This window comes from Streptomyces sp. NPDC034037, from assembly GCF_055575715.1.
In genome coordinates this window covers 124,644-146,325 of the sequence record NZ_JBVISC010000009.1, presented here as the reverse complement: position 1 = coordinate 146,325, position 21,682 = coordinate 124,644, and the positions used below count along the sequence as shown (strand labels likewise).

The window sequence follows — 21,682 nt, the reverse complement described above, 5'->3', positions numbered from 1 at the left end:
TTAGGCGGACTGCACCCCGGCGATGGACCGGGGCGCCACGACCTGGTCGATCAGGCCGTACTCCTGCGCCGCCTGGGCGGTGAAGATCTTCTCCCGCTCCACGTCCTCGGCGACCCGCTCCGGCGTCTGGTGCGAGTGCTCGGCCAGCAGCCGCTCCATGAGCGTGCGCAGCCGCTCGATCTCCGCGGCCTGGATCTCCAGGTCCGACACCTGCCCCTGGGTGCCCTGGCTGGTCGGCTGGTGGATGAGCACGCGGGCGCTCGGCAGCGCCATCCGCTTGCCGCGGGTGCCCGCGGCCAGGATCACCGCGGCGGCGTTGTTCGCCTGCCCCAGGCAGACCGTCTGGATGTCGGGCTTGACGAACTGCATGGTGTCGTAGATGGCCGTGAGGGCCGTGAACGAGCCACCGGGCGAGTTGATGTAGAGGGAGATGTCCCGGTCCGGGTCCAGGGCCTCCAGGCACAGCAGTTGCGCCATGATGTCGTTGGCCGATGTGTCGTCGACCTGGCTGCCGAGGAAGATGACCCGCTCCTCGAAGAGCTTGCCGTACGGGTCCATCTCCCTGGTGCCCTGCGAGGTGCGCTCCACGAAGCTCGGCACGACATAACGACTCTGTATGTCCAGATCCCGGGCACGGGACGAGAATTCAAACCGCTTCACTGAGCGCGACACCTCCATGCGAAAAGGGGGGCAATGGTCCCACGGCCCGTCATTCGGCGGTCTTGCCGGGGAAGGAGCCGCCGCCCGGCGTCCCCGTCGCATTGGTCATGATCTCGTCGATGAGGCCGTACTCCTTGGCCTCGGTCGGGGTGAACCAGCGGTCCCGGTCGGAGTCCTGGGTGATGCGCTCCTGCGTCTGCCCCGAGTGCTGGGAGATCAGCTCGGCCATCTCCCGCTTCGTCTGGCGCAGTTGCTCCGCGTAGATCCTGATGTCGGTCGCGGAACCGGCCAGTCCGGCCGACGGCTGGTGCATGAGGATCCTGGTGTGCGGCAGCGCGAACCGCTTCCCCGGGGCGCCGGCGGTGAGCAGGAACTGCCCCATGGACGCGCAGAAGCCCATCGCGATGGTGACGACGTCGTTCTGGATGTACTGCATGGTGTCGTAGATCGCGAGGCCGGCCATGATCGAGCCGCCGGGGGAGTTGATGTACAGGTAAATGTCTCCCGGATCGGCGGCCAGCGTCAGCATTTGCGCCGTGATCTGGTTCGCGATTTCGTCATCGACTTCCTTGCCCAGGAAAATGATGCGATCGTTCAGGAGACGGTTGTAGATCTGGTCACCGAATGCGGCGCCGCCGTTCGGGCTCAAGGCGTACGGAGCGTTCGACGATGCCGGGTGGTTGAACGTCTGGTTATTCATGTCTTCCCCTGATTCTTGGCCGAGCCCCAGGCATCCCGGGGGGAGCTACGTCGGGTGAGCGAGCGCGAATTCGCCTCCCCAGCCTCGCTTGAAGCTAACACGTTCCCCTGCCACGCACCGGGGTCCGGGGGGCCTTTCTGCTGACAGCAGAGGCACGCTTCAAACCCCGCCCGGGGGTACCGAGTTGGCCCCCGGCGGCGCCTGTCGGCGCGTAGCACACGGTCTCGGACGATCAGCGATGAATTTCGGCCAGATCCGGCGGTGTGCCGCTCCGATCCGAGCGCCCGCGGATCGGAGCGGTCCCCGTCACCTGTCCCTTTTGAGCGTGTGGGGAAAATGGTCCGTCTATCAACCGGTTCCTGCGCAGGTGGGTTTTCGGTCTCGTAGTCGATCAGGTTTCGGCCGCCTTTGCGTATCCGACGGCCGAAAGTGGCGGGAGCGAGAAGCGGAACACCGCATATTTCACGCCACCCGCGAAGGGGTCGGTGATCAATAAGGCCTTGTGTGACCCCTGCATTTGATGTTGCCTCTGCCGGGGCAGCCGGACGACGCCTGACTTCACCAGTACGCGGCCGAAGGTATGCACCTGAGGCCCGCGTCATCAGAAGGGGATCACCATGACCGAGCCTTCGACGACCGCCATGGACGAGCTGTGGAAGCTGGTGTACACCAGCTTCCGGTTCCCGTTCATGCACGCCGCACTCCGCCTGAAGCTGTTCACCCTGCTCAAGGAGCGGCCGGGCACCACCCTCGACGAGATCACCACCGAGCTGGGCCTGGAAGAACGCGCCGGACACACCCTGCTGTTGGGCTGCTGCGCCTTCGACCTCATACGCAAGGAGGGCGACGGCTACCACAACACGGCGGCCACCGACCTCCTGGCGGGCGACCCGGACGGCTTCATGCCCGTCATCGTCCGCTACACCCACGAGATGCTGTACCGGCCGATGGGCTGGCTCTACGAATCGCTGGTGGACAACGACAACCTGGGGCTGCACCGCGAGCTGCTCGCCGGCTCGTCGGCGACCACGCTCTACGAACTCCTCGGCCAGGACAAGAACCTGGAGCAGGTGTTCACCGCCATGATGGAGCACCAGAGCCGCTCGGTGGTCGAGGACCTGGTCAACGCCGTGGACTTCTCCGCCTACCGGCGCGTCCTGGACGTCGGCGGCGGCACCGGCACCAACGCCATCAGCTTCGCCCAGCGCTGGCCGCACCTGGAGGCCACCATCCTGGAGCTGCCCAACGTGGCGGAGATGGCCAACGAGCGGATCGCCGAGGCCAACCTGTCCGAGCGCGTCCGCGCGGTCGGGACCGACATCATGCAGGACGAGTTCCCCACGTCGTCCCACGACTGCGTCGTGTACTCCCGGTTCCTGGAGATCTGGTCCCCCGAGCAGGTCCAGAACCTCTTCGCCAAGACCTACCGCGCGCTGGAGCCGGGCGGCCACATGGTGATCGTCGCCTGCGCCGAGGACGACGACGAGACCGGCCCCGCCCACGCCGCGTTCATGTCGGCGTACGTCCACACCATCGCCTCGCCCGAGGGCCGCACCTACACGCCCCGCGAATTCGAGCAGTGGTTCACCGAGGCCGGATTCGAGCCGGTGGACCGCCAGTACCCCGGCCGGTTCGACATCATCATGCGCGCCCGCAAGCCCAAGGCCGACTGAGCCCCGCCTCGCGATCCGCCGTCCGCGCACGACCCGGGCGCCCCCCCCCGCGCGTCCCACGCCCGCGGCGCGTCCGGCGCCGGGCACGCGTCTCATGCACCGAAGCCACCAGCCGAGGAAAATGGAGCGATCGTGAATCTCCGGCCGCGCAACCCTCTCACGGCCTATCAGCAGGACATCTGGGCAGCGAACTCCCTCTTCCCGGACCTCCCGCAGTTCAACTGCTTCATCACCGACCGGTTCACCGGGGAGGTCGACGTCGACCTCCTCAAGGAGTGCCTGCGCCGTGCGGTCGACCGCAACGACGCGTTCCGGCTGCGGATCGACCCGCAGGACGGCACCCCGGGCCAGTGGGCCGAGGACGAGGCGTTCGACATCCCTACGGTCGACTTCTCCGCGGCCGACGAGCCCCGTGCGGCCTGCGAGGCGTGGATCAAGGACGCGTTCGACGTCCCGATCGAGGTGGAGCGCCGCCGGCTGTTCGCGATCGCCGTCCTCAAGGAGCGCGAGGACGTCGTCCGCACCTACGTCAAGGTGCATCACATCGTCGCCGACGCCTGGGGCCTGAACCTGTTCATGTCCCAGGTCCGCGCCGAGTACGACCGGGCGCGGCGCACCGGGGAGTTCGACGACCCGCCCGCGCCGTCCTACCTGGACTTCGCCGAGGAGCAGCGCCGCTACCAGGCCTCGGACGACCACGAGCAGGACCGCGCCTTCTTCCAGGAGCGGCTCAAGGACGTCGCCCCGGCCTTCTTCCGCCGCGCCGCGCCCGCGGGCTCCCGGCGCAGCGCCCGCCACAGCTTCCTCATCGAGCGCGCCCTCATCGACCGCATACGGGAGCGCGGGCACTCCGTCTTCGCGTTCGTCGCCAGTGCCTTCGCCGTCTACCTCTCCCGGATCCACGGCAGCGACGAGGTCGTCCTCGGCGTACCGCTCATGAACCGGACCACCGCCGGGCAGAAGCAGACCGTCGGCCACTTCGCCAACACCCTGCCGCTGCGGGTCGCCCCCGGCGACGACCGCACGATGAGCGACCTGGTCGCCGACGTGCAGGCCGCCACCCGGGCGCTCAAACCCCACGAGCGGTTCGCCCTCGGGGACCTGCTGCGCTCCGTACCGCTCCAGGGCAGCGGCCCGAAGCGGCTGTTCGACACCACCATCGCCTACCTGCGCTGGCCCCGCCCGCTCGCCGTCCACGGCGTCACGTACGAGACCGTCGTACAGGCCCGCGCCCACGACGACGACGTACTGGCGGTCGTCGTCAACGAACTGGACGACGTCAGCGATGTCCTGGTCGACATGGACTACGCCCTCGACGTCTTCGACGCGGACTTCCCCATCGAGTCGGTGGCCACCCACCTGGAGGCGATCCTCCGGGGCACCCTCGACGGCGCGGACCGCCCGCTGGCCGAGGTCCCGATGCTCGGCGGCGCCGAACGGGCCGCCCTGCTCGCCCAGGGCAGCGGCCCGGTGACCGACTTCTCCGCGCACACCACGCTCCACGCGCTCTTCGAGCAGCAGGCGGCCCTCACGCCCGACCGGCCCGCCGTCCTCGCCCAGGACCCCGCCCAGTCGCTCACCTTCGCGCGCCTCGACGGATGGGCGAACCACGTCGCGCAGCGGCTGCGCGACGACGGTGTGGGCGTCGGCGACCGGGTGGCCGTACTGGCCGAACGCGGCCCGCAACTGGTCGCGGCCGTCCTCGGCGTCCTCAAGGCGGGCGGCGCGTACGTGCCGGTCGACCCCAGCCACCCCGCCGAACGCGTCCGGTTCCTGCTCACCGACAGCGGGGCCAAGACCGTACTGCTGGGCAGCACGGTGCCCGACTCCCTGGTGGGCGACGCCGCCCCGGTGCGCCGCCTGGACGCCACCCCGCGCACCTCGCCCGCGCCGCCCGGGCCCCTCGGCGGCCCGCACGACCTCGCCTACGTCATCTACACCTCGGGCTCCACCGGGCAGCCCAAGGGCGTCCAGGTCGAGCACCGCTCCGTGGTGAACCGCCTGGAGTGGATGCAGCGCGCCTACCCGGTCGGCGAGGGCGACGTCCTGCTCCAGAAGACCCCGACGACCTTCGACGTCTCGGTGTGGGAGCTGTTCTGGTGGGCGATCACCGGTGCCGGACTCGCGCTGCTCCCGCCCAGGGGCGAGCGGGACCCCGGAGCCATCCTCCGGACGGTCGAGGCCCACCGGGTGAGCGTCGCCCACTTCGTGCCCTCGATGCTCGGCCCCTTCCTCGACCTGCTCGAAGAGGACCCGGCCCGGGTCGACGCCATCGCCTCGCTGCGCCTGGTGTTCTGCAGCGGCGAGGCCCTGACACCCGCCCAGGTCACCCGGTTCAACCGGGCGTTCACCGCGGCCGGCACCAGGGCGCCGCGCCTGGTCAACCTCTACGGCCCGACCGAGGCCACCGTCGACGTCACCTGCTACGACTGCCCGGGCGACGCCGGCGAGGAAGTGCGGCGCGTACCGATCGGGCGGCCCATCGACAACATCCGGCTCTACGTCGTCGGGGCCCACGGCGACCTCCAGCCCGCCGGTGTGGCCGGCGAACTGTGCGTCGCGGGCGTGGGCGTGGCCCGCGGCTACCTGGACCGGCCCGAACTGGACGCGGCGGCGTTCGTCGCCGACCCGTTCACCGGCGAGGGGCGGATGTACCGCACCGGCGACCGCGCGCGCTGGCTCGCGGACGGCACCCTCGAATACCTCGGCCGGCTGGACGACCAGGTCAAGATCCGCGGCAACCGGGTGGAGCTCGGCGAGGTCCGCAACCGCCTGACCGCCCTCCCGGGCGTCCGGGACGCCATCGTGGTGGACCGCAGCACACCCGCCCGCGGCCTCCACCTCGTCGGCTACTACGTCGCGGAGCAGGACCTGCCGGCCGCGGAGCTGCGGGCCCGGCTCCTGGACGCGCTCCCGGAGTTCATGATCCCGGCGTTCTTCGTACGGATCGACCGGATCCCCCTCACCGCGAACGGCAAGGCCGACCGCCGCAGGCTGCCCGCGCCCGCCGCGGAGGCCGACACCAAGGCCGCGGCGCCCGCCAACGAGACCGAGGCGAAGATCGCGGCGGCCTGGGCGGCCGTCCTCGAGACCGACGTGATCGGCGTCGACCAGGACTACTACGCCCTGGGCGGCGACTCGATCCTCATGCTCCGCATCCAGGCCGAGGCACGCCGTGCGGGCGTGCACTTCACCCTGGCCGACATGGTCCGCAACCCCACCGTGGCGGCGCTCGCCGCGACCGCGACCACCGCGTCCGAGGACGAGCGGGACGCCCCGCTGGAGCCGTTCGCGCTCATCTCCGGCGTCGACCGCGCGCGCCTGGCCGGCCTGGACGACGCCTACCCCGCGACCCGGCTGCACCTCGGCCTGCTCTACCACAGCCGCGAACACGAGAATTCCGCCGTCTACCACGACGTCTTCTGCTACTCCCTCAAGACGGTCTGGGACGAGGCGGCGCTGCGCCGCGCCTTCGACGACCTGGTGCGGCGCCACCCCGTGCTGCGCTCCGCGTTCGACCTCGGCGGGTACTCCGAGCCCCTGCAACTGATCCACCCCGACGTCGACGGCGGCCTGGAGATCGTGGACCTGCGCGACCTCCCCGACGCACGGGCGCGGGCCGAGGTCGACCGGCACGTCCAGGAGCGGCGCTACCACGCGTACCGCCTGGACCGCCCGCCGCTCTACCTGTTCCGCGCGCACGTCCTGAAGGACTCCCTGGAGCTGGTCTTCAGCTTCCACCACGCGATCCTGGACGGCTGGAGCGTCGCCACCGTCGTCCGCGAACTCCTCCAGGACTTCGCCCACCACGCCGGACAGCCCGTCCCCGCCGTCCCCGCCGGACAGCTGCCCTCACCCGCCCTCTACGTACGCGAGGAACGCCGGGCCCTCGCCTCCGACCTCAGCAAGCGCTACTGGCAACGCCTGCTCGACGGCGCGGAACTGCTCCAGATCGACGGACTGCGGCCCTACGAACCCGCGGGCGACGAAGGCGTCATCGTCCACGAGGTGGAGCTGCCGGACGGCCTCGACGCCCGGCTCCGCGACCTGGCCCGCGACCACGGGCTGCCCGTCAAATCCCTGCTCCTGGCCGCCCACTGCCTGACCCTGCGGCTGTTCTCCGACACCCCGGACGTCACCACCGGCCTGGTCACCGGCGGACGGCCGGAGGAAGCCGGCGCCGAACGCGTCACCGGACTCTTCCTGGAGACGCTGCCGCTGCGCCTCGACCCCCGGCCGCGCACCTGGCTCGACGCGGCCCGCGAGGTCTACCGGCAGGAGCGCGACAGCCACCCCCACCGGCGCTACCCGCTCAGCGCGATCCAGGAGGACCGCGGCGGCGACGTCATCTTCGAGACGGCCTTCAACTACGTCAACCCGCATGTCCTCACCTCGCTGTTCGAGGACACCGACATGGAGCTGACCGAGCTGCGGACCTGGGAGGAGACGAACTTCAAGCTCCTGCTCAACGCGATCACCGACCCGATCGACGAGCGCCTGTGGCTGCGGATGGACTGCGACGGCCACACCTTCTCCCGCTCGCAGGTGGAGAGCATCGGCCGGACCTACCTCGCCGTCCTGCGGCGGATGACCGAACACCCCGACACGGGCGTGGACTTCGGCTTCCTGTGCGACCCGAGGGCGACGGCGGCCCTGCGGCCCGGCGCCGACGCCGGCGGGGACACCTCCCGGAACGTCATCGCCCGCATCGCCGAACACGTCGCCCGGACCCCGGACGCGGTGGCCGTCTCCCGCGGAGCACGGCAGTGGACGTACGCCCAGCTCGACCGGGCCGCCGACCGCATCGCCCGCGGCCTGATCGCCGCGGGCGCCCGGCCCGGCTCGACCATCGGCATCGCCATGGACCGCTCGCCCGAGACGCTGGCCACCGTGCTCGGCGTCGGCAAGGCCGCCGCCACCTGCGTCCCGCTCGACGTCAGCTACCCGCCGGCCAGACTCGCGGCGATGGTCACCCGCGCCGACCCGCTGCGGATCATCACCCACGAGAGGCACACGCACCTCTTCGAGGACTCCTCCCGGCTCCTGTCGGTGGACGACCTGCTCGCCGCGGAACCGGCGCCCGACGCCGGCCCGCTGCCGGAGATCACCGGCGAGACCGTCGCCTACCTGCTCTTCACCTCCGGGTCCACCGGTGAACCCAAGGGCGTGGAACTGCCGCACCGGGTGCTCGCCAACTACATGGAGTGGCAGATCCCCTCCGCCAGCGGCGCCGCCGGCGGCAAGACCCTCCAGTTCGCGCCGCTCAGCTTCGACGTGGCGTTCCAGGAGATCTACTCCACGCTGTGCGGCGGCGGCACCCTCCACCTGCTCGCCGAGGAGGAGCGCCGGGACATGCCGGCGCTGCTGCGGCTGCTGGACCGCGAGGAGGTCGAGCGGGTCTTCATGCCGTGCGTCGCGCTCCAACAGCTCGCCGAGACCTCCCAGATGCTGGGCATCCGGCCCCGCGCGCTGCGGGTCGTGATCTCCTCCGGCGAACAACTGCGGATCACCGACGAGATCCGGCGGTTCTGCGCCGCACTGCCGGGCACCGTCCTGGAGAACCAGTACGGGCCGACCGAGACACACCTGCTGACCCACCACACGATGACCGGCGACCCGGCGCGCTTCCCCGACCTGCCGCCCATCGGCGTCCCGCTCCCCGGGATCCGGGTCCACCTGCTCGACGGCCTCATGCGGCCCGTGCCGCCCGGCGCCAAGGGCGAGGTCTACATCGGCGGCGTCTGCCTCGCCCACGGCTACCGCGACCGGCCCGACCTCACCGAGGAGCGCTTCGTGCCGCACCCCTCCGGGGAGCCGGGCGCCCGCCTCTACCGCACGGGGGACCTGGCCAGGGTCATGCCCGACGGCAACCTCGTCTGGCTCGGCCGCGCCGACTCCCAGGTCAAGGTGCGCGGTTACCGCGTCGAGCTGGCCGAGGTGGAGATCGCCATCGCCAAACTGGCCGAGGAGCAGCCCGGCATCCGGGAGGCCGCGGTGGTGGCCCGGCGCCGGGAGGGCGCCGACGCGTTCCTCGCGGCGTTCCTCGTCGGCGACGCGGCGGCCGTGGACCTCGACGAGGTACGCACCCGCCTGCGCGGCGCCCTGCCGGACTACATGGTGCCCTCGCACCTGGAGTGGCTGCCGCGCCTGCCCCTGACGCCCAGCGGCAAGCGGGACGACGCGCTGCTGCGCCGGATGCCGCTGGCCGCGCCGGCCGCGGACGCCGCCTTGCCGGCCGACGAGCACGAGACGGCGCTGGTGGGCATCCTGGCGGAACTCCTCGAACTGCCCTCGGTCGGCGTGCGGGACAACTTCTTCGACATCGGCGGCACCTCGCTGACCGCGATGCGGCTGGTGATGACCATCGAGAAGCGCTACGGCGTCAGCGTCCCGCTCTCCGCGTTCGTCGCGGCGCCCACCGTGGCCGGGCTCGCGCAGCGGCTGCGGGCCGGGGACTCGGCGGCGGAGTTCGACCCCGTCGTGCCGATCCGCACCCAGGGCGACAAACCGCCCCTGTTCCTGGTCCACCCGCTCGGCGGCCACGTCCTGTGCTACGTACGCCTGGCCCGCCACCTGCCCGACGACCAGCCCGTCTACGCGCTCCAGGCCGCCGGGACCGTGCCCGGCACGGAACCGCTCACCTCCATCCCCGAACTGGCCGAGACCTACCTGAAGGCGATGCGGCGGGCCTGCCCGCACGGCCCGTACGTCATCGGCGGCTGGTCGTTCGGCGGCTTCATCGCCTTCGAGATGGCGCGGCAGCTGCGGCGCACCGACCCCGGCGCCCTCCACAGCGCCGTGCTGATCGACCCGATCGCCGTCAAACAGGGGGAGCGGCCCGACGTCGAGGACCACTCGCTCCTCGAATGGTTCTTCTGGGAACTGCTGTGGATGGAGCGCGGCGGGAACGCCCCGGTGATCTCGCTGCCGGACGGCCTGGACGAGGAGGCGACGTTCGACTTCATCGTCGGACACGCCACGGAGGCGGGCGTGCTCCCGGCGGGCAGCTCCCGCGCCACCGTGCGGCGCCTGTTCACGATGTTCAAGGCGCACTGGCACGCGATCCTCTCCTACCGTCCCGAACAGGGCGACGAGGACCTCACGCTGCTCCGCGCCACCGCGGAACTGCCCCCGATCCTCCAGCCGATGCACGGAGCCGCACAGAGCCTGCACGAGGACCCCACCAACGGCTGGGGAGACCTGACCACCGGACACCTCCAGGTCGTGGACGTCCCCGGGGACCACCTGGTCCTCCTGGAGGAACCGCACGTGAACGTCGTCGCCCAGAAGATCCGAGAAGCGATGGCCGGACGGCTCGACCGTCACCCGGCCGACGGGAGCGGGAAATGACCCAGCAGGAGAACTCCGGGCGCGCCACGCCCAAGGCGCTCATCATCGGAGCCGGGATCGGCGGGCTCGCCACCGCGGCCACCCTGCGCCGGGCCGGCATCGAGGTACAGATCTTCGAGAAGGCGCCCGAGCTGCGCCCCGGCACCACGGCCGTCTCCTTGATGTCCAACGCGATCCTGGCGCTGCGCACCCTGGACATCGACATCGCCCCCGGCCTCGCCAAACGCGGCGAGGTGTTCGACGAGTTGAAGTTCCGCACCCGGCGCGGCCTGCCCATCAGGGCACTGCCGTTCCGCGACCTCGCCGACCGGCTCGGCGCGGCCAACTACGCCGTGCACCGCGCCGACCTCCAGCAGACACTGCTCGACGCCATCGGCGACGACCAGGAAATCGAACTGAACGCCTCCGCCACCGGGTTCACCACCGGCGACGACGGCGTCGAGGTCACCTTCGAGGACGGCCGCACGGCCACCGGCGACATCCTGATCGGCGCCGACGGGTTCAACTCCGCGATCCGCCGCCAGGTGGCTCCCGCCGACGACGGGCCCCGGTCCGGCGGCTACGCGTGCTGGCTGGCGACGGTGCCCTTCGACCACCCGCGGCTGACCAAGGGCTACGCCGCGCACTACTGGGGGCGCGGCCAGCGCTTCGGCCTCGCCGACATCGGCCACGGCCGGGCCTACTGGTGGGCGACGAAGAACGTGCCGCCCGGCGCGTCGGGACACCTGCGGCGCGGCAAGGAAGGCCTCGCCGGCCTCTTCGCCGGCTGGGCCGACGAGGTGCGGGAGGCGATCCGCGTCACCCCCGAGGAGACGATCGTCCGCATCACCGCCCAGGACCGCCCCTTCCTCGCGCGCTGGGGCACCGGACGCATGACCCTCCTCGGGGACGCGGCGCACCCCATGCTCGTCAGCCTCGGCCAGGGCGCGGCGCTCGCCATCGAGGACGCCGTCGTCCTCGCCCAGCACCTCAAGGGGGCGACGGACCTGCCCGCGGCGCTGCGCGGCTACGAGGACGAGCGCAGGCCGCGCACCGAGGCCCTGGTCGGCGCGGCCCGCGCGCTCAGCCTCACGGAGCAGCTGGAAGGGCCGTTCTCCGCCCTGGGCCGCGACCTCTACTTCCGCTTCGCGCCCATGTCCAGGTTCACCAGCCAGAACGAAGCGGTCCTCACCTGGCCCCCGCAGGGCTGACCACGGTCCCCGCAGGGCTGACCACGGCCCGTGCCGGAGCGAGCCGTGGTCTCCGGGGAGCCGCTGATGACGCCTCGCGCCGCGCCCGCGGACCCGTGCGGACGCGGGCGCGCAAGACCCCGATCCGATCAAGGAGTTGTCCATGCAGACGCCACTCGCCGTGGTCACCGGCGGTACGAAGGGCATCGGCCTGAGCCTCAGCCGCAGGCTGCTGTCCATGGGGTACCGGGTCGTCGCCCTGTACCGCGGCGATCAGGAGGCCGCCGCGGCCGCCGGCAAGGAACTGGGCGACGGTTTCACGGCGCTCCGGTCGGACATCGCCGAGAGCCAGGAGGCCTTCCGCACCGCCGAGCAGATACTGGCGGAGCACGGCACTCCACAGGTGCTCGTCAACAACGCGGGCCGCAACATCGACCGGCCCTTCCTGGAGATGACGCCCTCGGACTGGGACCAGGTCATCCAGGCCAATCTGTCGGCCCCCTTCTACCTCACCCGGGCCCTGGCGCCCGCCATGCTCGACGCCGGCGGCGGCAGCATCGTCAATGTCGCCGCCACCACCGGTATCCGGCCGCGCCTGAACGGCACCAACTACTGCGCGAGCAAAGCGGGCCTGCTCCACTTCACCAAATGCCTCGCCCTGGAACTCGCCCCCACGATCCGGGTCAATTCCCTGATCCCCGGGATGATCGACACCGAGGAGATGAACACCCGGTTCAGGACGGACGAACCGGAGTTCCGTGACCGGCTGCTGGCCGAGATCCCGCAGGGGCGCATCGGCAGCCCCGAGGCCATGGCCGACGCGCTCGAATTCCTCGTCAGCGACAAGGCCTCGTACATCACCGGACAGAAGATGATCGTCGACGGCGGCCAGTTCATGTGGTGAGGGCCCACCCGCCCGATCCGGCACCGACCCCTCAACGAAAGGCACGTCACATGCAGTCACGCATGGAACGCTACGAGAACTTCCTCACCAACGAATACCGCAAGGGCTTCCTCAAGCCCGAGGAGTACTCCCTCGCGGACATGACGGACGACCTGCGGCTCAAGATAAAGTCCGGACAGTTCAAGCGGGTCGTGTTCACCGGAATGGGATGCTCGGCCATCGTCTCCGACGTCGTGGCGGCCTTCTTCCAATCGGCGGGCAGCGAACTGGAGTTCCACGTCCTCAACGATTACGACCACCGGTACCTGCTCCCGTCCTCCGTCATGGACGACGAGGGGACGCTCATCATCCTCAGCTCCTACAGCGGCCACTCCAACGAGCCGGTGCACGTCTTCCACCAGCTGCGGCACGCCCACGACCGGATGCTGCTGCTCACCTCGGGCGGACGCCTCGGCGCCCTCGGCGAGGAGGCCGGGGTGTCGATCGCGCGCTGGACGCTGAGCGAGCCGGACCGCGAGTACCCGCTGTTCCACGTCGGGCAGTACTTCGCCATCCTGCTGGACATGTTCCTGGAGCTGGGCCTGATCGAGCAGGACCACCGGCAGGAGGTCCGCCGGCTCCCCGGGCACCTGGAGGCCGACTTCACCGAGGCGCACCGCGAGCTGGCCCGCACGGTGGCCGAGCGCAGCCGTGACGCCAACGTCATCATGCTGGCGTCCCCGAAGTGGCACGAAAGCCTGCTGAAGCTCGGCAAGATGCACCTCAACGAGATCGCGATGGTGCCGGCGGCCCGCAACTACTTCCACGAGTTCTGCCACAGCGAGGTCGCCACGCTGTCCGACCCGACCAGGAAGCACAGCCTGATCGTCTTCCGGGACGAGGACGACGACGACTACACCAAGGCGAAGATGGAGAACCTGGTGGGGCTGCTCACCAGCGACCGCCCGGAGAACCGGAACATCGAGGTCTCCGTGGTGCCCCTCGCCGAACCCACCTTCACCCGCAAGTACTTCACCGCGCTCGAATTCATCCAGTACCTCACCCTGGACCTCGGCCGGGCCCACGAGACGCGTTCTCGCGAACTGATCTCCGAGGCCGCGGGAAACCCCTGGTACCACGGGGACACCATCCGCGCCGAGGAAGTCGCCGGCTGACGGGGCGGTACGGGGCACGACACGAGCCGGGACGGACCTCGGGGCCACCGCCGAGGGTGGCCCCGAGGGCGCGATCAGCGATGGGCCGGCTTGACCCACCCCTTCTTGACCAGCTGGTCACAGTGCCACTTGCCGTACGCCCGGCTCTCCCCCTTCTGCGCGGTCGCCTTGAGGCAGTCCGCGTACGGGAACGGGGGCCCCTGAACGAGGGAGGCGGGGGCGGCGGGGGCGGCCTGGGCGGTCACCGCCGACAGGCCGAGCCCGCCGGCGGCCACGGCCAGGGTCAGGGCGATGCTGATGCGACGCACGAGGTTCTCCTTCTTCTCACGTTCTTCCCACGCCGAAGCGGAACGCTCCGGCCGGCCACGCCGTCGTGCCGCGACCATCGGCCGCACAAGATCGGCGACTGCTCAACGAGGAAGACCGCGATCAGGACATCACCCATCCGCATTGCTTCTCCGGTCACGCGGGAATCCGCGAGGGTCGTCCTCGCCACTACACTTCTCCCGAGTCGGCCGTGGAGGAGAGGGGTGGCCCGGAAAGTGTTGAGAGAGGTCACCGCGACCCGTTACGTCGAGCCCCTGCGCACCGGCGGCTCCGTGCCCGGTGTCGTCGAGGCCGATGACCTCGGTACGTACGTCGTCAAGTTCACCGGGTCGGCCCAGGGCCGCAAGGCGCTCGTCGCCGAGATCGTCGTCGGCGAGCTGGCGCGCCGGCTCGGGCTGCGCTTTCCCGAGCTGGTCCTCGTCCACTTCGACCCCGCGGTCGCCGCCGACGAGCCGCACCAGGAGGTGCGGGACCTGCTGCGCGCCAGCGCCGGCCTCAACCTCGGCATGGACCTGCTGCCGGGCGCGCGGGACTTCACGCCGGACGCCCTGGACGTGGACCCGCTGGAGGCCGGCAAGGTCGTGTGGCTCGACGCGCTCACCGCCAACGTCGACCGCACCGTGCACAGTTCGAACCTCATGGTGTGGCCCACCTTCGGCACGCGCCCGCCGCAGCTGTGGCTCATCGACCACGGCGCGGCCCTCGTCTTCCACCACCGCTGGGGGGCGTCCGCGCCCGACAAGGCGTACGACTTCCGCCACCACGCCCTCGGCGGATACGGGCCCGACATGGCCACGGCCGACGCCGAACTGGCGCCGCTCGTCACGGAGTCCATGCTGCGCGAGGTCGTCGCGCTCGTGCCCGACGCGTGGCTCGCCGACGAGCCGGGGTTCGCCTCGCCGGACGCGGTGCGCGAGGCCTACGTGACTCATCTGCTGGCCCGCGCCCGCTCCTCCGCCGACTGGCTGCCGACCGACTTCCCGACCCGCGGCGAGCTGGCCGCCGCCGACGCCCGCCGCGCCGCCGCCACCGAGCAGGGCCGCCCCGACTGGCTCAAGCGCGTACCGGACCTGCACGGCAAGCCCGCGGCGGAACAGGACTGGTCGGCGCACCTCGGCTGACGGCGCGCGCCCACCGGGAGGGGAGCGCGCGCCGTCAGCCTGCCGCCCGAGGGCGGAGAGGGGGTCAGCTCTTGGGCATCAGGACGGTGTCGATGATGTGGACCGTCGCGTTGGAGGTCTCGACGTTGCCGCAGACCACCTTGGCGGAGTCGTTCACCTTGAACGACTCACCCGAACCGGCCGTCGTCAGCTTGCTCTTCTCCAGCGTCTCGTAGGAGCCCTTCGCCAGGTCGCCGGGGGTGAGCTTCTGACCCACCACGTGGTAGGTGAGGATCTTGGTGAGCTGGGCCTTGTCGCTGAGGACCTTGTCCAGGTCCGCCTTCGGGATCTTCGCGAACGCGTCGTTCGTCGGGGCGAACACGGTGATGTCCTTGGCGCTGTTCAGCGTGTCGACGAGGCCGGCCTTCTTGACCGCCGTGACCAGGGTGGACAGCTCGGGGTTGTTCGAGGCGGCGGTGGCGACCGGGTCCTTGGCCATGCCGTCGAAGCTGCCCTTGCCGCCCTCGGGCACGGCCGAACAAGCGGGGCCGAAGGGCTTCGTCATGCTCGCCATGTCCTCGGAGGGGCTCTCGTCGGCCTTCTTCTCCTTGGCCGACGACTTGGACGCGTCGGACGACGAGCCGCTGTCGCCGTCGTCCGAGCAGGCCGTGAGGGCCAGCGGGAGGAACGCCACCGAGGCGACGGCGACAGCGGTACGGCGCAGACGGCGGGAAGTGGTGTTCATGATTATTTTCTCCTGAGACATGAGGTGTTGGGTACGACGGGGTGTGAGGTGCGAGTGGGGGCGCGGGCAAGCGCCGTGCCGTGGGGTTCAGTCGACGGTGACCACCACCGAATGCCATCCGCTCGCCCCGTCGGGGATCGTGCGGGTCCGCTCGTCGGTCTGGACCGTGCCCGTGCGGTCGGTCGCCCGCACGCTGAGGGTGTGACCGCCGGAAGTGGCCTGCCAGGGGAAGGACCACAGGCGCCAGGTGTCCCGGGTGTTCTCGGCGGCGAGGTCGGCGGGCCGCCAGGGGCCGTCGTCCACGCGCATCTCGACCTTGTCGATGCCCCGGTGCTGCGCCCAGGCGACCCCGGCCACCATGACCGTGCCCGCGCGGGGCCGGGCGAACGGCTTGGGGGTGTCGATCCGCGACTGGGTCTTGATCGGTGCCTTGCGGGCCCAGTCCCGCTTCACCCAGTACGAGTCGTAGGAGTCGAACGTGGTCAGCTCGATGTCCTTGATCCACTTGCAGGCCGACACATAGCCGTACAGCGCGGGGACCAGCATGCGTACCGGGAAACCGTGCGTGAAGGGGAGCGGTTCGCCGTTCATGCCCACGGCGAGCATCGCGTCGCGGCCGTCCATCACGTCGTCCACGGGAGTGCCGATCGTCATGCCGTCCACGGAGCGGGACACCAGCTGGTCGGCGGGGCCGCCCCGGGACGGGGGCCGCACACCGCACTCCTCCAGCAGCTCCGCCAACGGCACCCCGAGCCAGCGGGCGTTGCCCACGTAGGGGCCGCCGACCTCGTTCGAGACGCAGGTCAGGGTGATGTCCCGCTCGATCAGATCGCGCCGCAGCAGGTCCGCGTACGAGATCGTCCGCTCGCGCGCGACGCCCTTGCCGTGGATCCGCAGCCGCCAGGTGTCGGCGTTCACCTTCGGGACGACGAGCGCGGTGTCCACCCGGTAGAAGTCCTTGTTGGACGTGACGAAGGAGCTGAGACCGGGCACCTTCGGCCGTACGTCCCGCGGCACGGCGGCGGCCGCCGAGGCCGGGGCGGGGAGCACGACGCCCGCGCGCGAGGCGACGGCGTCCTTGCCGCTCGCGGCGTTCAGCGACTTGCCGAGGACACCGGCGCCCGTCGACGCGGCGGCGGCCGCGCTCGCGGCGAGCAGGAAGCCCCGCCGGTCCCACTCGCCCCGGGGAGCGGGGTCGAGTCCGGCCGCCGCGGGGACCGGGCGCGGGATGAGACGGCCCATCAGTACGTAGAGGAGCACGGCTCCGACGGCCGCGCCCACGAGCGAGGGCATGGCGTCGAGAGGGCTCGTGGAGTCCGGGCGGGTGACGGCCGCGAGGGCGCCCACCACACCGAAGAGCAGGACGCCCGCCGAGCCCGTCCGGCGCCGGCGCAGGGCCAGCAGGCCGAGCACGAGCGCGAGAAGGGCCAGGACGGCGAGGATGCCCAACTGGAGGACGAGCTTGTCGTCCGTCCCGAACCGTTGGATCGCCCAGTCCTTGACGGCCGCGGGCGTGCGGTCGATGGCCGCCCCGCCGACCGCCACCACCGGGCCGGACTCGGGGCGCACCGCGGAGGAGATCAGCTCCGCCGCCGCGAGCGCCGCGAACCCGGCGAGTGCCCCGCTGAGGGCACCGGCCAGGAGCCGCCACCAGTCGAGGCGCCGCCACGGGACCTTCCGTTCTGTCTTCACGAGGGGTATTCGGTGCCGATGGCCGCGCGGATTGGTCGATTACCCGATCGAGTGAACGATCGGACGTCAGGCCGGGAAAGCCACGAGTGCCACCGGCGCCGAGGTCGGCTCGTCCGAGCCGCCCGCGGGCTCCACCGTGACGCCCATGCCCCGCGCGTCACCGACCTCGCCCCGCATCAGCACGGCCCCGGTCGGACGGTCGGGGTCCATGAGGCCGGCCGGACGCATGGTTCCGCCGTCGTCGAACCAGAGTTGGTAGACCTTGCCCAGCGGCGGCCGCGCCATCCCGTCGGCCACGAACACGGCCTTGTCGCGGCTCTTGGACACGACGACCGTGCCCCTGGCCCCGCCGTCGAACGTGCCGGTGCGGGACTTGGCGTCGGGGGCGGCCAGCACCTCCGCGAGCTCCCTCGACTGCTCCCCGGCCCGCTCCTGGACCTGCTGGGCCTGCTCGCGCGCGTCCTGCGCCCGCTGGTGCTGCCAGATCGCCGTGCCGCCGAAGGCGACGGCGGCGGCGAGGCACGCGGCGAGGGCCCAGCGGGGCGCCTCCCGGGCCACACGTGCCCTGCGCGGGCCCGCGCTGCGGCCCGCGGCCCGCCCCGTGCCCGTGCCCGCGTCCTCGGCCGGGCTCGGGTCCGGTTCGCCGTGCGGGACGTCCTGGCGGACCGTGGCGATGCGCGCGAGGACCTCCTCCTTCATGGCGCGCCGGGGGGCGACGGCCGAGGCCATGGCGAGCCGCGCGACGGTCGCGGTCAGCTCCCGCACCTCCTGGGCGCACGACGGGCACAGCGCGAGGTGTTCCTCGAACCGGTCGCGTTCGGCGTCCTCCAGGGCGTTCGCGGCGTAGGCCCCCGTGAGGGTGTGCAGATCGGCCGTGGTGCTCACGCGTTCACCCCCAGGCAGTCGCGCAGCCGGATGAGTCCGTCGCGCAAGCGGGTCTTCACCGTGCCGAGCGGCAGGGCGAGGAGTTCGGCCACCTGCCGGTAGGTCAGGCCGCGGTAGTAGGCGAGCGTCACGGACTGACGCTGCACCTCGGTCAGGGAGCGCAGGCACCGGCGTACCTGTTCGCGCTCCAGATGGGTCTCGACCTGCTCGCTGACCTCGTCGAACTCCGGGGTGCGGGAGAGCAGGGCGGCCTTGTGCTCACGGGCCGAGGCCGCCTCCACGGAGCGGACGCGGTCCACCGCGCGCCGGTGGGCGAGGGTCAGCACCCAGTTCATCGCGGTGCCGAGGCCCGGCCGGTAGCGGGGCGCGGTGCGCCACACCTCGACCAGGACCTCCTGGGCGACCTCCTCGGACTGGGCGTGGTCGCGCAGCACCCCGCGGACGACGCCGAGGACGGGGCCCGCCACGGCGTCGTAGACACCGGGGAAGGCCTCCTGGTCGCCGCGGGCGACGCGGGCGACCAGTTCTTGCAGGTCGGGTCCGGGCGCTGACCGGGAGCCGATGCGGACGACTTCATTCACGCGGTGTTCCTTCGGGACGCGGGTCGGCGTACACGACTGATACGTAGCCGAGGGCCCCGCGGATTGCCCGGTCAAACACACGATCCGCCCCCGGCTCTGTGCGGTGCCGGGGGCGGATCGGGAACGCGCGCGGGGGGACGTACCCGCGAGAGGTGTCAGCGGAGCTGCTCGTACGCCGGGAGCGTGAGGAAGTCCGCGTAGTCCTCGTCCAGGGAGACCTGGAGGAGGAGGTCGTGGGCCTGCTGCCACTTGCCGGCGGCGAAGGCCTCGTCGCCGATCTCGTCGCGGATGGCGTCCAGCTCCTTCGCCGCCACCTCGCGGGCCAGGTCCGCCGTGGCCCGCTCGCCGTTCTCGAAGACGACGCCCGCGTTGATCCACTGCCAGATCTGGGAGCGCGAGATCTCGGCGGTGGCGGCGTCCTCCATGAGGTTGAAGATGGCGACGGCGCCGAGGCCGCGCAGCCAGGCCTCGATGTAGCGGATACCGACCTGGACGGCGTTGACCAGACCCTCGTACGTGGGCTTCGCGTCGAGGGAGTCGATGGCGATCAGGTCGGCGGCCGCGACCCGCACGTCCTCGCGCAGCCGGTCCTTCTGGTTCGGCTTGTCGCCGAGCACCGCGTCGAAGGACTCCATGGCGATCGGGACCAGGTCCGGGTGCGCCACCCACGAGCCGTCGAAGCCGTCGCCGGCCTCGCGGTCCTTGTCGTTCTTGACCTTCTCGAACGCGACCTTGTTGACCTCCGCGTCCTTGCGGGAGGGGATGAACGCCGCCATGCCGCCGATCGCGTGCGCGCCGCGCTTGTGGCAGGTGCGCACGAGCAGCTCGGTGTAGGCCCGCATGAACGGGGCGGTCATCGTCACGAGGTTGCGGTCCGGCAGGACGAACTTCTCGCCGCCGTCACGGAAGTTCTTGACGATGGAGAAGAGGTAGTCCCAGCGGCCCGCGTTCAGCCCGGAGGCGTGGTCGCGCAGCTCGTAGAGGATCTCCTCCATCTGGTACGCGGCGGTGATCGTCTCGATGAGGACGGTCGCGCGGACCGTGCCCTGCGGGATGCCGACGTAGTCCTGCGCGAAGACGAAGATGTCGTTCCAGAGGCGCGCCTCCAGGTACGACTCCGTCTTCGGCAGATAGAAGTAGGGGCCCTTGCCCAGCTCGATGAGGCGCTTGGCGTTGTGGAAGAAGTACAGGCCGAAGTCGACGAGCGCGCCGGGGACCGGGCGGCCGTCGACCTGGAGGTGGCGCTCGTCCAGGTGCCAGCCGCGCGGGCGCATGACGACCGTGGCCAGCTCGGCGGCGTCCTTGAGGGCGTACGACTTGCCGGTGCGCTCGTCGGTGAAGTCGATGCGGCGCTCGTAGGCGTCGGTGAGGTTGAGCTGGCCGAGGACCACGTTCTCCCAAGTGGGCGCGGAGGCGTCCTCGAAGTCGGCGAGCCAGACCTTCGCGCCCGAGTTCAGGGCGTTGATGGTCATCTTGCGGTCGGTGGGGCCCGTGATCTCCACGCGCCGGTCGTTCAGCGCGGCCGGGGCCGGGGCGACCCGCCAGGAGTCGTCCTCGCGGATCGCGGCGGTCTCCGGGAGGAAGTCCAGGGTGGAGGTGGTGGCGATCTCGGCACGGCGCTCGGCGCGCCGGGCGAGGAGCTCGTCACGCCGGGGCGTGAACAGCCGGTGCAGCTCGGCCACAAAGGCGAGGGCCGCGTCGGTGAGCACCTCTTCCTGCCGGGGCAGGGGCTCTGCGTCGACGATGGCCAGCGGCGACGGCGCTAGTGCGGACATGAGCTGTCACTTCCTTCAGAGAGCTGCACGGACGGTGCCGGGCGAGCCGCCGGGCAGACGCGATGGCACTGAGTGCCACAGGAGCCGAGGTACGGCTGCGGGGCCCCGTCCGAGGGAACGGGCCTTCTGGTCAGTGGATACTAGTTTCCTCATGGTGGAAGTTCAATCGTTTGTTGATGTCGAGATTCTCTTCATCGACAGAACGTGTCGCTGAGTGCCACCCCGGTCACTCCAAGTGGATCAGGTCCTCCGCCGTGTCGATGTCGTACGCGTCGGCCACCTCGCCGCACTCGGTCAGCGTGACCGCTCCGGCGTGCGCCCGCAGATAATCCCGGGCCCCGCGGTCGCCGGCCGCCGTCTCCGCGATGCCCGCCCAGTGGTCGCGGCCGAACAGCACCGGGTGCCCGCGCCGCCCCTGATACGCGGCCGCCGCGAGCGTCGCCGGCGACCGGTAGGCGTCCCGCACCCGTGCCGCGGCCACCGCGCCGATCCCCGGCTGGTCGACCAGCGACACCAGCACGGCCCGCGCTCCCGAGTCCCGGAGCGAGGCGAGACCGGCCCGGAGGGAGGAGCCCATGCCGTGCGCCCAGTCCGGGTTGTCCACCAGCACGCAGCCCGGGAGCGAGGCACGCGCGCGTACGGCCTCGCGGGAGGCGCCGAGCACCACGTGCACCGGCGCGCAGCCCGCCTCGCGCAGCACCCGCGCCGCGTGCTCCACCAGCGGGCGGCCCCGATGCTCCAGGAGCGCCTTCGGGCGGCCGCCCAGACGCCGGCCGCCGCCGGCGGCGAGCAGCAGCCCGGCGACCTCGCCCGCCCCGGCGGGCGGTCCCTGCACCGCTTCTGTCGTCATGACTCCTGCATACCCCGCGCCGCGGGGGCGCCGCCGCCCGAAAGTGGCGCGTGCCGACCCGGGGGCGCTTTACTGACCTGCGGCCCTGGTGCCTGACCAGCACCGAAGGCCGGGAAC

Annotated in this window: 15 protein-coding genes; 6 read left to right on the top strand and 9 right to left on the bottom strand. The window is 71.3% G+C overall.

Annotated features, from left to right (window positions below):
- Complete coding sequence (locus ACZ516_RS28695) at positions 1-678, bottom strand: ATP-dependent Clp protease proteolytic subunit (RefSeq protein WP_358584324.1); 678 nt, start codon at positions 676-678, stop codon at positions 1-3.
- Positions 679-709: 31 nt separating this feature from the next.
- The gene (locus ACZ516_RS28690) at positions 710-1,360 is read right to left on the bottom strand and encodes an ATP-dependent Clp protease proteolytic subunit (RefSeq protein WP_358698149.1); all 651 of its coding nucleotides are present in this window, start codon (positions 1,358-1,360) and stop codon (positions 710-712) included.
- A gap of 617 nt (positions 1,361-1,977) precedes the next feature.
- Here ACZ516_RS28690 and ACZ516_RS28685 point away from each other — a divergent pair.
- From ACZ516_RS28685 to ACZ516_RS28665, 5 genes are all read left to right on the top strand, one after another.
- The gene (locus ACZ516_RS28685; protein WP_361085953.1) at positions 1,978-3,033 is read left to right on the top strand and encodes a methyltransferase; all 1,056 of its coding nucleotides are present in this window, start codon (positions 1,978-1,980) and stop codon (positions 3,031-3,033) included.
- 132 nt (positions 3,034-3,165) lie between these two features.
- Positions 3,166-10,383, top strand: a complete 7,218-nt coding sequence (locus tag ACZ516_RS28680; RefSeq protein ID WP_469012337.1) for an amino acid adenylation domain-containing protein — start codon at positions 3,166-3,168, stop codon at positions 10,381-10,383.
- Positions 10,380-11,573 carry an FAD-dependent monooxygenase gene (locus ACZ516_RS28675; RefSeq protein WP_358914092.1) on the top strand — a complete coding sequence of 398 codons (1,194 nt, stop codon included), beginning with the start codon at positions 10,380-10,382 and terminating at the stop codon, positions 11,571-11,573. Before ACZ516_RS28680 ends, ACZ516_RS28675 begins: the two co-directional genes overlap by 4 nt.
- A gap of 142 nt (positions 11,574-11,715) precedes the next feature.
- Entirely contained in the window at positions 11,716-12,456 is a 741-nt protein-coding gene (locus ACZ516_RS28670; RefSeq protein WP_361085959.1) for an SDR family NAD(P)-dependent oxidoreductase, read from the top strand.
- 50 nt (positions 12,457-12,506) lie between these two features.
- The gene (locus tag ACZ516_RS28665; protein ID WP_469012336.1) at positions 12,507-13,610 is read left to right on the top strand and encodes an SIS domain-containing protein; all 1,104 of its coding nucleotides are present in this window, start codon (positions 12,507-12,509) and stop codon (positions 13,608-13,610) included.
- Between the two features lie 74 nt (positions 13,611-13,684).
- Here ACZ516_RS28665 and ACZ516_RS28660 read toward each other — a convergent pair whose 3' ends face one another.
- Entirely contained in the window at positions 13,685-13,918 is a 234-nt protein-coding gene (locus ACZ516_RS28660; RefSeq protein ID WP_358584317.1) for a hypothetical protein, read from the bottom strand.
- A gap of 234 nt (positions 13,919-14,152) precedes the next feature.
- Between ACZ516_RS28660 and ACZ516_RS28655 the strand changes: the two genes are divergently transcribed.
- The gene (locus ACZ516_RS28655; RefSeq protein WP_469012427.1) at positions 14,153-15,058 is read left to right on the top strand and encodes a HipA family kinase; all 906 of its coding nucleotides are present in this window, start codon (positions 14,153-14,155) and stop codon (positions 15,056-15,058) included.
- 64 nt (positions 15,059-15,122) lie between these two features.
- On the opposite strand, the gene ACZ516_RS28650 is transcribed toward ACZ516_RS28655, so the two are convergent.
- The 6 genes from ACZ516_RS28650 to ACZ516_RS28625 all read right to left on the bottom strand — a co-directional run bounded on the left by ACZ516_RS28650 (position 15,123) and on the right by ACZ516_RS28625 (position 21,565).
- Positions 15,123-15,782 carry a fasciclin domain-containing protein gene (locus tag ACZ516_RS28650; RefSeq protein ID WP_469012333.1) on the bottom strand — a complete coding sequence of 220 codons (660 nt, stop codon included), beginning with the start codon at positions 15,780-15,782 and terminating at the stop codon, positions 15,123-15,125.
- Between the two features lie 87 nt (positions 15,783-15,869).
- Positions 15,870-17,474 (bottom strand): molybdopterin-dependent oxidoreductase, encoded by a 1,605-nt coding sequence (locus tag ACZ516_RS28645; RefSeq protein WP_469012332.1) that lies wholly within the window; start codon positions 17,472-17,474, stop codon positions 15,870-15,872.
- 66 nt (positions 17,475-17,540) lie between these two features.
- Positions 17,541-18,359: an anti-sigma factor gene (locus ACZ516_RS28640; protein ID WP_469012331.1), complete on the bottom strand. Its 819-nt coding sequence runs from the start codon at positions 18,357-18,359 to the stop codon at positions 17,541-17,543.
- Entirely contained in the window at positions 18,356-18,940 is a 585-nt protein-coding gene (locus tag ACZ516_RS28635) for a sigma-70 family RNA polymerase sigma factor (protein ID WP_358584313.1), read from the bottom strand. The genes ACZ516_RS28640 and ACZ516_RS28635 overlap by 4 nt, the downstream gene beginning before the upstream one ends.
- 155 nt (positions 18,941-19,095) lie before the next feature.
- Positions 19,096-20,715, bottom strand: coding sequence for a malate synthase A (gene aceB, locus ACZ516_RS28630; protein WP_469012328.1), 1,620 nt, complete (start codon positions 20,713-20,715; stop codon positions 19,096-19,098).
- A gap of 226 nt (positions 20,716-20,941) precedes the next feature.
- On the bottom strand, positions 20,942-21,565 hold the full coding sequence (locus ACZ516_RS28625; RefSeq protein ID WP_361085981.1) for a nucleotidyltransferase family protein: 624 nt from the start codon (positions 21,563-21,565) through the stop codon (positions 20,942-20,944).
- Positions 21,566-21,682: the final 117 nt, after the last annotated feature.